The following is a 13,212-nucleotide window of genomic DNA, read 5'->3' on the forward strand; positions in this document are numbered from 1 at the left end:
GCACCGGAGGCCATCATCTGGCCTGCGCCGCCGCGTGGATCGGCACCGTCATCTGCACAGGCCATGGCAGAAAAGCCGATCATGCATTAAAGCTGAAACCGGACCACCCTATGGGGGCAGGCCACTGTCTTCGCTCAAGCGACAGCAACACGACAAAATCGGCTTTTGCAAAGTCATGAGCATCCCTCGAAAGGGATCGACACGCACGATACAAAGCTAAGTCTTCAGTCAAGAACCATTTCGTCTTAAAGCTTCAGTTTTATGGAGATGTGCGAAAAGGCACAGACTTTAGGGGGCGCAGCCGAATACATTGATCAGTTCACTGCGGATTGCTCTTTCTATTGCTTTTTCTGCAGCTTCTCGTGTGTCAAACATAGCCACCAGAATCCGCCACTGATCTACGCGTTTACCCGCATTTCGAAACTGTGTGCAATTTAAGCCATCAATATCCATTTCTTTAGCTGCTTTTTCGACAAACGGGTCAAATTCGTGAGCTTCCCAGAACGTCAGTTTTTCTTGCTTGTAGCTCTCCCATAGAGCCTCCCGGTCAGTTTGATCTGCGCAACGCGTAGCATAAGCATCTTCAATCAAAACAAGAATATGTTCCGCTTCATTCAACAAAGCATGGCAACAATTTTCCCAGTTCGTCGGCGCTCCGCCGTGTTCCGATATCCAGATGTCGTATGTTCGCTTCTTTGCTTGATCGCCTGGTTGATCTTTAGATAAATTGTGAGCGTGCGCCGTGCGAGCGCAATCGATGAATTGTTTCGTCTTCCCAAAAGCTTCACTCGCTGGTGGATTGGCTCGCAACAACTTCCCAGAGAATCTGATAAATGGCCCTGTTTCATGAAAAAGCACATAACACCAAGCGACCGTCTTTCGGAAGTAAAGTTCGTCGAACGGTGGCGTCGGCAACTCCACCGAAATCTCGCGTATCTCTTTGCTTTTCAGGTTCTCAAGGCACATTTGTCTTAGCGCCTCGACTCGGCTTACCAGCTTGTCCATAGTGGGTATCAGCATCTCTACTTCGGCCTTACTGCGATAGGGCCGAGGTAGTTGAATGCGATGGCGAACCTCATTTCTTTTCCAACTGATACATCCCTTGCCCATTCGCTTTCAACAAGGTCAACCTTACGATTCAGCTCCCGCACATGGATTGACCATCGCCGATCCCCGAACTTCTTTTGAACCACACCACTGAAAGTGACTGGCTCACCAGTTTCGTTCGTAATAACGTTTCTCGGCAGGACTCGTTTACCTTCGACGTATTCGGTATCACGGGCTAATTGCCGAAACTGCTCGACGGCCATTTTCTCGTTACCGGTCAACCAGCTCAAGACTGCCGCGAGATACCTGAAGTCTGACTGTAGGTCGCCGCCCGACGCATAGGATAAATCGTTGAGAATCCCCAGGATCTCACTTCTGTCGGAATCCAACGGTGGGATAGGCTGGTGTAGTCCCTGCAGCAACCAACCACCGGTCTTCCAGAGCCAAAAGCAGCTGAGTAGCAGCCTGATGCATCTGGGGTCATCTGCGACTCGATCTCGGTGCTGCAGCAGATATTTGGCGGCTGCTTCCGCTTTTACAAGCACGTCCGAGCCTATAGGCTCGTCAAGTTTAGGCCGCCCAGGAGCCAGTTTCCTAGCACGAAAGTAGTAACCGACTGCAGAACCAACGAGGTCCAATGCGAGAAATGCGTCATTACTGAGCTCCATGTCGCCTAGGAGTTGGGCGGCGCGGAGGCGCTGGCGGTGGAAGTTTTCTGCTTGGTCTACGTCAAGCTCCTCTACGTTAACCATTTCTATGGTTGACAAGATATCCGCTTTTAACTCCGTACTCCGCTCAATGCCTAGATCGACATTGGATTCCAAAACCCCGATGGAGGTCCACAGTGAAATATCGATTGGGAAGTATGTTCCTGCCTTACTGATTGCATTACGAGCGGCTTGGCGCGCAGCCAAGTAGTGCCCCCAAACCACCTCCGCTGCCTCTTGGTTTCTCCCCGCTGAGGTTGCGAGAAAGCCATAGGTTGCGGCGCGCTCCACCCACAGGTACCCAATTGTACGGCGTCCAGCCCTCATCCCACTGCTAGGCAGCGAGATATCGGATAGCGCTTCTTCGATGGCCTCACGGGCTTCATCTAGGTATCGTGTACGTTCTTCATCGGATATCTGTGCTTCATTCTTTCGGATGAAGTGTCGACGCAGAGTAGCTTCCTGTAGCATCAGGCGCGCGCTACGGACACCGCGCTCCTTTCTGAGCGCGGTCAGCGCTCGAGCAATTTCACCATAGGATTCAGCATAGCGCTCTCCAAGTGGGCCGTCAGGACCTAGTGCATAGACGATATCTGCGACGAAACGTGTTTCTTCAGAGCCCTCCGGCCCTGCTCGGGTCGCATTTGATATCAGCTCGAGTATCGATCTTACCTCGTATGCCGGGCCGCCCAATCGCTGATCGCAGATTAGTTGCGCTTCAAGTTGAAGTCGCGCGCCAACAAGAAGCTGGTCTTCGCGAATGTCGTCGTAGCGCCATCGGAAAAGATCATTTCCCTCAAATAGATGTCGTACGAGATCGACGTCTATTCCAGATTGAGAATTTAGACCTTCCGACAACAAAGCTCTGAGTACCAGGTTGATCGGCACCCATCTGTGGACACGAGAGCAAGCCATAACATAATCTATGAGTCTTCCCGCCGCGTCATCCTGCCCCTCAGCCACTGATAGCTGAGTTAGAACGGGTATCTCAGATTGATATCCCGCCTCCATGAGCGCGTATGCAAGTGCCCCGATCGGCTCAACCGGCTTCTTCGCTTTCCCTCGATTTCTGAGCACTCGTTCCGTGCTTCGTGCCTCGTGTCCAAGTCCTCTTGCAAGCTGCGCTCGGCTTTGGGGGAGCGTCCAGAAAAAATGTGCGAGTGCGTGGACTGAATAAGATAACTTCTCATCAAATTTCTGGCTTCTAGAGAATTTCTCTGCCAGTGTCATGAGCGCCGTGCGTTCTTGATCGCTTAGCGATGGCGGTGCCTTTATCAGGCGTCCATTGTGACGGTGTTCAACGAGTTCGGTGCTGTACGATGTGCCAATAATTACAATCCGATGACCACGACTACGAAAGCTTTCCAGTAGAGCATCGTACCTCTTCGGCGCTGCCAGCGCATCGACGATCAGCAATGTTACCTGATTTATCTTGTCAACGTCGGACAGGAATGCCGCGAGATCTACAGCTAGTGGAATCCGATCACGGGCGAACAAGACTGCGGCCAATTTTTTTTCTCGGACGGAACTTGCAATACGATACAGCGCTATGGATTTGCCAACGCCAGATTGACCGCTGAGAACAATTGCTCCTTTTTCGTTGGCGTGGTTGCCGAGCGCTTTCTCGACAACCTTCATCAACTCAAGCTCAAATTCGCGCTGTATTGCGTAACCGCGGCGAACTCCATCGAAGAGAATCCGAGCGCTCGATGGAACGGAATGGAATACAGAGAAGCTCTCTTCTTGCGCGTTCATCTCCAATGGTTGGAGGTGGTCCATCCACGCATCATCAATAATGGAGGCCGAAGCCTCCGTGCTCAGTCGCATGCTCGCAGTTGTGATTAGGCGCTTGCCATCAGCGAACGACACGATGCCTGGCTCGTTCCAAGTTTGCAGCCTTGCAGCGTGACGCACCACCGCCGCCTCAGCAATGACTGCCCCGAGAGAGCGCTCATCTCTAAGTATAATCCCCGCTTCGATCAGTTCGGCGAAGATCTCTGCGTCATCTCCTTCGAAGCCTGGATCGGACCCGAACCAGAGAACGCTATTTGTCGGCGCCTGACTCAACTGCCCAAGGATGTCACTAGGATCAAGCCAGTCTTTTCCTGCTCGCAAGCCGGTCACAACAACCACACCCAGAGGAGTTGCTACGTCGAACAAAGTGTTCAGCATCGGTGTAGCATGCTGAGCACGACGTGCCTTCAAAGCAAGTCTGCTCACGGGAGGCTCAAACTGTCCGGTACCGGTGGCGCCAAAAAGGTAGAAGATGCGCGGGTTGAGCTTGCTTCGACTTACCGGGGGCGGTGGATCACCCGAAAAAACGGGATCTGGTTGTCGGCCGTCCGTACCAAAAAGGTTTTTAAGAACTGGATCGATCGATGACGTGAATACTGCAGAAAAATGGGCGTCGGCGATGGAAGTTGTCTCACTTGAAGGACTTTGCCTTTCAAAGCGCTCATTTAACCAATCATAAAATTCCTTATCGACAGGACCTTGGGTGAAAATATCATTCCAAGAAGACCCAGATATTCTCCGCCTTTCAAGGGCTGCCATACAAACCCTGTCCGTCTCCCCGTGGCTTTGGCCGACCGACTGACCCAGTATGGCAACGATAGGAACATCGGCGATGATTGCGTTTTGGAGGACAGTTTGCGCCGCCGACATTTCTGTGTTTCCTGTCTCGCTCAAATCGCGTTCACCCATTTGACAAGAGTTTTTCCTGTGGCATTTAGCCCTATGCCGCCGAAAAGAGCAAGCGTCCGGGCGTGGCGCGAGTGGATGACCGTCGGGTGCTGAACGGGACCTTCTGAGTGCTCGGGACGGGCTCGCCCTGGCGCGACCTGCCATGACGCGTCGACCGTCGCGCCTGACTACTGCTGATCTCTCACTCGATACGGGGAAGCCTATGCTACACACCGCGCGGAGGGCGGCTTTCGGGCGCTCTGCTACGCAGCAGCGGCCCGGCTCGACCGTCGGCTTTGGGCCGCACCTTGCCTGTCCGGGGGCAGATCGCCCGGCTCAGCCAAACCTGCCACTTGCTGTCCCGCAGCATGTTGCTCGAGAGTCCATTGCTGCCGTTGGAGACTGATCCGGCGCAAGTGATCGGCCCCGGAGTTCCGTCCACTGTTCCCAGGTGTGGTCAACCGGCTGAACTCGCCAACGATCTGCAAGGTGAGCGTCACGTTGCCCGTTACCATGCCGCCCGACCATCCCCATGTGATGCGAACCAGGGCAGCACCACCATCAACTGACCGTGGGCGACCTGCTTCCGCCCTGGCATCGCGGATATCCGGGTTTCTTCGGGGTTCGGGCAGCGGCCTCGCCATCCGCCGTCAGATCGCCCCGGCCAGATGCAGGCCGAGGCCAGCCAGCGCCGCACCACCAAGCACGAGGCCGATGCCGAGCTTCAGACGGAACACCGCGAGGATGGCCAGCGCCGAAAGGGCCATCGCCCAGCCATCCAGTGTTTCCAGCACCGGAACGCTGGTCGAGACCGGCCCCCAATCGAAAGGCTCGACCTCGCGCCAGACCACATGGATCGCGAACCATATCGCGAGATTGAGGATCACCCCCACGACCGCCGCCGTGACCGAAGCCAGCGCCGCCGCGAGCGCCCGGTTTTCCCGCAACCCTTCCATGAACGGTGCCCCGAGCAGAATCCAGGCGAAGCAAGGCGCGAAGGTCACCCATGTCGTCAGGATGCCCCCGAGCGTTGCCGCCAGCAGCGGCATGGCCCATCCGGCCTCGCGCATTGCCCCCATGAAGCCGACGAACTGCAACACCTTGATCAGCGGCCCCGGCATGGTTTCGGCCATGCCGAGACCGTCGAGCATCTCACCCGGCTGCAGCCAGCCATAGCTGCCGACCGCCTCCTGCGCGACCCAGGCCAGCACGGCATAGGCCCCGCCGAAGGTCAGCACCGCGAGTTTCGAGAAATAGAGCGCGATGTCGGTGAAGACGCTGCCGGGCACCAGGGCGACCAGCAGCAGCACCGGCAACAGCCAGAGCGCGACCGCCGCCCATCCCGCGCGGAAGGCGTTTCTGCGCGCCGAGGGCGGAAGATCGAGGTCTTCGCCAAGGATCGTGTCGGCGTCGCTGACATGTGCGCCATCTGTCGAGCCATGTCCGCCGCCGCCCCGGAAGGCCGCAATCCCGGCCTTTGCCCCGATCCAGCCGATGGCCGCCGCCAGCGCCACGATCAGCGGGAAGGGTGCATCGAACAGGAAGATGGCCAGGAAGGACGCGGCGGCCAGGCCGAGCATGACCTTGTTCTTCAGCGCGCGTTTGCCGATGCGGAACACCGCTTGCAGCACGATCGCCAGCACCGCAGCCTTCAGCCCGAAGAACAGTGCGGTCACAACCGGCACGTCGCCATAGAGCGCGTAGACCCAGCTCAGCACCATCATGGCGATGAAACCCGGCAGGATGAACAGCATCCCCGCGATCAGCGCGCCGCGCACGCCGTGCATCAGCCAGCCGATATAGGTCGCCATCTGCTGCGCCTCGGGACCGGGCAACAACATGCAGAAGTTCAGGGCATGGAGGAATCGCGCATCCCCGAGCCATTTCCGCTCCTCGACCAGTATCCGGTGCATCACCGCGATCTGGCCGGCCGGCCCGCCGAAGCTCAGCGCGGCGATCCTGGCCCAGACCCCGGTGGCCTGACCCAGCGTTGGAAATCCATCACGCCGTTTCATGTCGCGCTCCGGCCCGTACCCCTGGCGTTGGTGGGCCAGTTGTGGATCTCGTCCGTGGCATCGCGCGCCCAACGGTAGAAAGCGTCATAGAGCTGCAATCCGGCATCGAGTTGCTCCAGATCGTCGGAATACATCCGCGACAGGCCCAGGGACGCCGCAAGCAGGCCCGCCGCTTCGGGGGCGAGGTCCAGGCGGGCGGTATCTGCGCCGCGCACGATCAAAGCCAGCCGGTCGAGCGCCGGGATGCTCAACCGGGTTTCCTTCAGCAGCGCGTCGAAGGTGCAGTCCTCGCCGCGATGGCTCCAGAACACGCCTTCGACATCGAAGGGCATGGCGCCGAACCGCTCGGCCACTGCGGGGACCTCGGCCGGGGCGACGAACAGAAACACCGCCCGTGGATCGATGAAGCGCCGGATCAGCCAGGGGCAGGCGATGCGATCGATCTTGGGCCGCGCCCTTGTCACCCACAGGCTGCGGCCCTGCGGATCATGGCCGGTGATCCTCGTGGTCGTGACGAGTGGCAGGCCGGCGGCGAGCCATGCCGCCATCCCTCCCTCCAGATACTCGGCTGCGACCCCTTCATGGCGCAGCCAGGCGGCGACGCCCTGACTGCGCCCGTGTCCCTCGGCGCAAAGGACCACCACCGGACGGTCCAGGCTGCGGGCCAGTTCCGAAAGCGCCGCAGGAGCGATTTCATCCTCAGCCAGCCATCGGGCGGAGGGGATGAGACGGGGTTCGGTGTCTCTCGCATCCGCCCGGCGCACGTCGAGGACGACGGGGCATCGTGCGGTGCCGATCAGCTTGGCGAGCTTGTCGCAGGTTATGGCGTCAGGCGCAGGCATCTGCGTTCCCTCCATTGAGTGAGTTGTCGGAATGGAACGCGAACTTCGGCTGGCGCCTCGTGGGGCGTCGCAAGACCCCATGCCGGAAAATTCCGACGACGACGATGGAATGTCAAGACGGTTGCCCGGTTCAGACCCGGTTCGATCGCCCTTTACGGCGCGATCCGGGTGCATCTCGCGATCGCCCCCCACCCGATATCGGGCCTCTCCGGCCTCAAGTCGCGGCCTTGAGGTTCAGCCGTTCCTCGAGCTTTGCGGCCGTCTCCTTGCGCTCGCTGTAGCGGTCGGTCAGGAAGGCCGACCGGTCGCGGGTCAGCAGGGTGAACTTCACCAGTTCCTCCATCACGTCGACGATGCGGTCGTAATAGCTCGACGGCCGCATGCGCCCCGCCTCGTCGAATTCCTGATACGCCCTGGCGACCGAGGACTGGTTGGGGATCGTCAGCATCCGCATCCAGCGGCCCAGCACCCGCATCTGGTTCACCGCATTGAAGCTCTGCGAGCCGCCCGAGACCTGCATCACCGCCAGCGTGCGGCCCTGCGTCGGACGGATCGCCCCCATCGACAGCGGAATCCAGTCGATCTGGGACTTCATCACCCCGGTCATTGCGCCGTGGCGTTCCGGGCTGGTCCAGACCTGGCCCTCGGACCACAGGCACAGGTCGCGCAACTCCTGCACCTTCGGATGCGACGGGTCGGCATCCTCGGGCAGCGGCAGGCCGTTGGCGTGGAACACCCGCGTCTCGCAGCCGAAATGCCGCAGCAGGCGCTCGGCCTCCAGCGTGGCGAAGCGGCTGTAGGAGCGTTCGCGCAGCGAGCCGTAGAGCAGCAGGATGCGCGGCGGATGCGTCGCACGCGGCAGGTCGGGGATCGCGGGCGCGCGCAGGCAGTCGGGCGACAGGTTCGGCAGGTCGGGGATCATGCGCGGGCCTCTTGCGGGGTTGCTGCGGGAAACCAGCGGCGGCCCAGCCACAGGGCGGCGTTGACCAGAAGGATCAGCACCGGCACCTCGACCAGCGGGCCGATGACCGCGGCGAAGGCCACGGGCGAGGCCAACCCATAGGCGGCGATGGCGACGGCGATGGCCAGCTCGAAGTTGTTGCCGGCGGCGGTGAAGGCGATGGCGGTGCTGCGCGGATAGTCCCGGGCGATCAGGCGGCCCATGGCGAAGCTGACGACGAACTGGATGGCGAAATACAGCACCAGCGGGATAGCGATCCTGATGGTGTCCAGCGGCAGGCGCACGACATCGCCGCCCTTCAGGCTGAACATCGCGACGATGGTGAAGAGCAACGCGGCCAGGGTGATCGGGCTGATCTTCGGCAGGAAGACGTCCCGATACCACTCCTCTCCCCTGCGCCGGATCAGCACATGCCGGGTCAGGAAACCGGCGGCGAAGGGGATGCCCAAGTAGATCAGCACCGCCTCCGTCACCGTCCGGAAGCCCACCTCGATCACGCTGCCCTCCAGCCCGAACAAGGGCGGCAGCACGGTCAGGAACAGCCAGGCATAGGTCGAGAAGAACAGGATCTGGAAGATCGAGTTGAACGCCACCAGCCCGGCGACATATTGCCCGTCGCCGCGCGCCAACTGGTTCCAGACCAGCACCATGGCGATGCAGCGCGCCAGGCCGATCAGGATCAGCCCGGTCATGTATTCGGGATGATCGCGCAGGAAGATCACCGCTAAGGCGAACATCAGCACCGGCCCGATCAGCCAGTTCTGCACCAGCGACAACACCAGCACTCGCCTGTCGGCAAAGACCCGGGGCAAGTCTTCGTAGCGGACCTTGGCCAGCGGCGGATACATCATCAGGATCAGCCCGATGGCGATGGGAATGTTGGTCGAGCCGACCGACATGGCGTTCAGCGCATCCGGCAGGCCGGAGAACAGCGTGCCCAGCAGGATGCCGAGCGCCATGGCCGCGAAGATCCACAAGGTCAGGTAGCGGTCGAGAAAGGAAAGCCGGCGGGCCGGGCTGTCGGGGGTCATCACCTATTCCTTTCAGGCCGGGCGAATGCGGTTGCCCTGGGCATCCACGATCTGCTCGCCGTCTTCCTTGCTGAAGGCGGCGCGCTGCGGCGGCAGCAGGTCCAGAACCTGCTCCGAGGGCCGGCAAAGCCGCACGCCCCTGGGGCTGACCACGATGGGGCGGTTGATCAGCACCGGATGCGCCAGCATCGCCTCGATCAGCGCGGCGTCGGTCAGCGCCGGGTCGTCCAGGCCAAGCTCGGCATAGGGCGTGCCTTTCTGGCGCAGCAGATCGCGCGGCGCGATGCCCATGCGGGCGATCAGCCTCACCAGCATCGCGCGCGAGGGCGGCGTCTTGAGGTATTCCACCACATGCGGCTCGATCCCGGCATTGCGGATCAGCGCCAGCACATTGCGCGAGGTGCCGCAGTCGGGGTTGTGATAGATCACGACGTCCATGCCGGCCCCCGCCCCGGCCGCGCCTTCGGAGCGTCCGATCTCGTGCAGCCTGGAGACGAGGCTGGCGCGGTCCAGGGTGCCGATCGGCAGGGCGGCAAAGGCCTGGATGCGCGCCTTCATGTAGCGCAGCGTCTCGACGAAGGCCATGTCGCGCTGCAATTCGCTGCCGGTCGCGGCTGCCGGGTCTGGAAGGCCCCAATGCGCCGTCATCGGCTGGCCCGGCCAATAGGGACAGGCCTCGCCCGCCGCGTCGTCGCAAACGGTGAAGACGAAATCCATCACCGGCGCGTCGGGCCCGGCGAATTCGTCCCAGCTTTTCGAGCGCAGCCCTTCGGTCGGGTAATGGTAGCTCTGCAGGATCTTCAGGGTCCGCGGATGCACCTCTCCCTTCGGCTGGCTGCCGGCCGAGAAGGCGCGGAACCGCGCGCCGCCCTCCTTGCGCAGCACGCTTTCGGCGATGATCGAGCGGGCGGAGTTGCCGGTGCAGAGAAACAGCACGTTGAAGACACGATGCGAGGCGTCAGCCATGCAGGGCATCCTTGCCGGGTTCACAGGAGCAGGACAGCGCGGCCGCGACCGGCGCGCAGATCTCGGGGTGGCCGTCGCAGCAATCCCGCATCAGGAATGCGATCAGCCCGGCCAGCGTTGGGAAGACGGCGCTGTAGATGATGAAGCGCCCCTCGCGCCGGGACCGGATCAGCCCGGCATGTTCGAGATGGGTCAGGTGAAACGACAGCCGCGAGGTGCTGGCGCCGCCCAAAGCCTCGCCGATGGCCCCGGCCGCCATGCCGTCGGGCCCGGCCTTGACCAGCAACCGGACGATGCGCAGCCGGGTTTCCTGCGACAGCGCCGCGAAGCCGGCAAGGGCGCGTTGCTCTTCCATCGAATCAACCTCTCAAGATTTGTTGATATATAACACCTCGGGATGGATCAACGCAAGTTGAAATAACGGGGGTGATATCCTGCGCCGCTGCGAACGGCTGCAACCGTCGTGGTGATGAGATGCAGAGGCGCAGTTGCAGCCCTTGCTTGGACCTGGCTTGCCCGCTTCCGGAGGAGGGGCATCGTAAAACGGCCGTCCGGATGCGGCAGTGCCGCATTGCAGCTCGGTTCGGATGCCCCCGCCTCATCTCGCCGAGGCGGGATGATGCCGGCGAAATGAGGTCAGCGCATCAGGAGGACGGACACCTTGCAGGATCGGATCATGGCGGTCGTGGTGGAGCCGATGATCAGGCTGCGGATGCGCGAATGGCCGTAGGCCCCATGAAGGCGATCAGCACCGCGATGGAGAAGCTGGCGTAAAGCCCGACCTTCGGGTCGACGCCGGCGATGATGGAAAAGGCGATGGCCTCGGGGATCAGCGCCAGCGCCACGACCAGCCCGGCCAGCAGGTCGCCGCGGATATTGCCGAACCATTGGGTCCGGTAGGCATCAAGTGAAATCATGTCATCCGTTCCTGACCGATCAGGGCCCGGAATGGGGCCGCATGTCGAGTTTTCGATCTTGGGGTGTAGGTTCGGGTTGTCCGGCGGATCGGCGGCCGGAAGAGCCAGCCGGGAGTTGCACCCGGCTCCATGCGTTTCGGTTGGCTGTTATGCGCGAACATCGCGCATCTGCAACCCGGAACAACAAAACCGGAGCGGACGCCAGCGATCCTGCCGGCATTTCGGCCCTGCCTCCGCCGTGCTGCTATGGCGAAGACGCTTTCCCCACGCCCCGCCTGGGCGGTCGTCGCGGAAAATGCCGATCGGCAACGGAGCAGGCTGGAATGTTCGGTTTGGCAGGGACGTGATTTCTGCCCGCCCGTCCGCAGCCTATGCTGCAGCGCGGAATGCATGGCTGGTTTGCCGGTATCACGGCTACTTCCCGTCAGCTGCCCAGCCTATATCCGTCTTGTCCGAAACATGCCCGCCGGATGGGCAAGATGAAAAAGGTGCCGAGATGTCCGCTGTCGAGATGAGCCATAGCCGTGCTGCTGCCGGTGGCCTGGGTCAGGTTTTTGTTCGCGTAACCGCGATGGTCGCCGCCTGGAACGACGCCCGCATCACCCGCCGCGAACTGCACCGGCTGACGGATCGGGAACTGACCGATATCGGCCTGACCCGCGGCGATATCGAGCGCGTCGTCCGCGGCCTCTGAGGCCATCCCATCGATGAACGGACCCCGCGGCGATGCCTCGGGGTTTTTTCATGCGCGGGTGATGGAAAACCGAGGTTCGGCATGCTCGGAATCCCGGTCATGCGATAAACGCTCGCCATCATGTCCAAGACCGCGTGAACGGTGGCAATGGATAGATGGCAGTCGCTCTGCGGTAGCACCCTGAGCTGATCGCCGCGCGCTGTCGCATTCGGAGATCCACCGGGATGTCATGGCGCAGACGGCGTCCGGCGCCGCATCGCACACCTGACGGCAAGGGCGTTTCCGGCTATGATCCGGCGATGGACCGGATGCCGGTGAAGTACCGCCCCATCGAGGCCGACGGCTTGACCGGTGCCGAAGACGGCATGGCACCCTAGGCCGTCAAGGACAGGAGGACAGCATGCTCGAGGCTCCACGCATCTACCCGACCTTCCGCTTCCGCAACGCGGCGGCGATGATCGACTGGCTGGAAAGGGCCTTCGGCTTCACCATCCATGCGAAATACATGGAGGACGGCAAGGTCGCCCATGCCGAACTGGCCTTCGGCTCGTCGATGATCATGTGCGGCGACGACAAGGACGACGCCTATGGCGAGATGGTGGGCCCGCCCTCGGGGCAGGGCGGCAAGTCGCTCTATATCGCCGTGGACGATGTCGACGCGATGTTTGCCCGCGCCAAGGCCGCCGGTGCGGCGATCGAGGAAGGGCCGACCGACCGCGACTATGGCAGCCGCGAATTCTTCTGCCGCGACCCCGAGGGCAATTTGTGGTGCTTCGGCACCTGGTGGCCGAAGGTGACCGACAAGGGCTGAGCATCATGGCCCCGCGGATATCGAACCGCATCGCGTGTTTCGTCGATGCCCTCCCGCTGGCACTGGGCCAGAGGGTGCTGGAGATCGGCTGCGGTCCGGGCGTGGCGGCCCGCGAGGTTTCCCGCCGCATCGGGAGCGGCTTCGTCCTGGCCATCGACCGCTCGGCCAAGGCGATCGAAAGCGCGGTGGCCGGATCGCGGGCCGAAATCGCCACCGGCCGCCTGCGGTTCTTGCGAGTGGCGATCGAGGATTTCGCATTGCCGCCGGGTGAAGAGCCCTTCGACATCGCCTTTGCGATGCGTGTCGGGGCGCTGGACGGTCGTCACCCGGATATCGAACAACGCGCCCTTGAACGATTGCGGGCGGCATTGAAACCGACGGGGCGGCTGTTCATCGACACGGGGCACCCGCTTAGGGTCAGGATGCATTGATTTCTGTTGCGCTGCGTGATTCACGCCTCCGAAAACGGAGCGGTGACATGAGCGATCTCTTCTGGCTGACCGACGCGCAGATGGCGCGCCTGGCTCCCTTCTTTCCCA

12 protein-coding genes, 2 pseudogenes and 1 other annotated feature are annotated in these 13,212 nt (G+C 61.4%); of the genes and pseudogenes, 4 read left to right on the forward strand and 10 right to left on the reverse strand.

Features of this window, described 5'->3' with window-relative positions:
- Positions 1 to 288: 288 nt before the first annotated feature.
- From C9E82_RS24275 to C9E82_RS22725, 10 genes and pseudogenes are all read right to left on the reverse strand, one after another.
- Entirely contained in the window at positions 289 to 1,005 is a 717-nt protein-coding gene (locus tag C9E82_RS24275) for a hypothetical protein (protein WP_147393121.1), read from the reverse strand.
- A 17-nt stretch (positions 1,006 to 1,022) separates the two neighbouring features.
- Positions 1,023 to 4,457 carry a hypothetical protein gene (locus tag C9E82_RS24280; protein WP_147393122.1) on the reverse strand — a complete coding sequence of 1,145 codons (3,435 nt, stop codon included), beginning with the start codon at positions 4,455 to 4,457 and terminating at the stop codon, positions 1,023 to 1,025.
- Between the two features lie 629 nt (positions 4,458 to 5,086).
- Positions 5,087 to 6,451, reverse strand: coding sequence for a chromate efflux transporter (gene chrA, locus C9E82_RS22690; RefSeq protein ID WP_119899719.1), 1,365 nt, complete (start codon positions 6,449 to 6,451; stop codon positions 5,087 to 5,089).
- The gene (locus C9E82_RS22695) at positions 6,448 to 7,293 is read right to left on the reverse strand and encodes a chromate resistance protein ChrB domain-containing protein (protein ID WP_119899721.1); all 846 of its coding nucleotides are present in this window, start codon (positions 7,291 to 7,293) and stop codon (positions 6,448 to 6,450) included. Before C9E82_RS22695 ends, chrA begins: the two co-directional genes overlap by 4 nt.
- Positions 7,294 to 7,507: 214 nt before the next feature.
- Entirely contained in the window at positions 7,508 to 8,215 is a 708-nt protein-coding gene (arsH, locus tag C9E82_RS22700; protein ID WP_119899724.1) for an arsenical resistance protein ArsH, read from the reverse strand.
- On the reverse strand, positions 8,212 to 9,285 hold the full coding sequence (arsB, locus tag C9E82_RS22705; protein WP_119899726.1) for an ACR3 family arsenite efflux transporter: 1,074 nt from the start codon (positions 9,283 to 9,285) through the stop codon (positions 8,212 to 8,214). The genes arsH and arsB overlap by 4 nt, the downstream gene beginning before the upstream one ends.
- Before the next feature lie 12 nt (positions 9,286 to 9,297).
- Positions 9,298 to 10,251 (reverse strand): arsenate reductase (glutaredoxin), encoded by a 954-nt coding sequence (arsC, locus tag C9E82_RS25465; RefSeq protein ID WP_119899728.1) that lies wholly within the window; start codon positions 10,249 to 10,251, stop codon positions 9,298 to 9,300.
- A complete protein-coding gene (locus C9E82_RS22715; RefSeq protein WP_119899730.1) occupies positions 10,244 to 10,606 on the reverse strand; it encodes an ArsR/SmtB family transcription factor in 363 nt (120 codons plus the stop codon). The genes arsC and C9E82_RS22715 overlap by 8 nt, the downstream gene beginning before the upstream one ends.
- Before the next feature lie 281 nt (positions 10,607 to 10,887).
- Positions 10,888 to 10,986: pseudogene (locus C9E82_RS25190) on the reverse strand (universal stress protein); the annotation flags it as partial.
- Positions 10,956 to 11,168: pseudogene (locus C9E82_RS22725) on the reverse strand (SulP family inorganic anion transporter); the annotation flags it as partial. The pseudogenes C9E82_RS25190 and C9E82_RS22725, both read right to left, overlap by 31 nt.
- A gap of 74 nt (positions 11,169 to 11,242) precedes the next feature.
- Positions 11,243 to 11,300 (reverse strand) — a sequence feature (sul1 is cis-regulatory element that is thought to sense ions involved in sulfur or methionine metabolism; They are found in Alphaproteobacteria).
- Between the two features lie 163 nt (positions 11,301 to 11,463).
- Here C9E82_RS22725 and C9E82_RS25470 point away from each other — a divergent pair.
- The 4 genes from C9E82_RS25470 (at position 11,464) to C9E82_RS22740 (ending at position 13,104) form a co-directional block, all read left to right on the forward strand.
- Positions 11,464 to 11,862 carry a DUF1127 domain-containing protein gene (locus C9E82_RS25470; protein WP_425325181.1) on the forward strand — a complete coding sequence of 133 codons (399 nt, stop codon included), beginning with the start codon at positions 11,464 to 11,466 and terminating at the stop codon, positions 11,860 to 11,862.
- A 224-nt stretch (positions 11,863 to 12,086) separates the two neighbouring features.
- Positions 12,087 to 12,239 (forward strand): hypothetical protein, encoded by a 153-nt coding sequence (locus tag C9E82_RS24700; protein WP_183154139.1) that lies wholly within the window; start codon positions 12,087 to 12,089, stop codon positions 12,237 to 12,239.
- Positions 12,240 to 12,262: 23 nt separating this feature from the next.
- Complete coding sequence (locus tag C9E82_RS22735; protein WP_119899733.1) at positions 12,263 to 12,673, forward strand: VOC family protein; 411 nt, start codon at positions 12,263 to 12,265, stop codon at positions 12,671 to 12,673.
- A 5-nt stretch (positions 12,674 to 12,678) separates the two neighbouring features.
- Positions 12,679 to 13,104 carry a class I SAM-dependent methyltransferase gene (locus C9E82_RS22740; RefSeq protein WP_119899736.1) on the forward strand — a complete coding sequence of 142 codons (426 nt, stop codon included), beginning with the start codon at positions 12,679 to 12,681 and terminating at the stop codon, positions 13,102 to 13,104.
- Positions 13,105 to 13,212: the final 108 nt, after the last annotated feature.

Origin of the sequence: Paracoccus sigandri, assembly GCF_003709565.1 — a bacterium.
Classification (GTDB): Bacteria; Pseudomonadota; Alphaproteobacteria; order Rhodobacterales; family Rhodobacteraceae; genus Paracoccus; species Paracoccus siganidrum.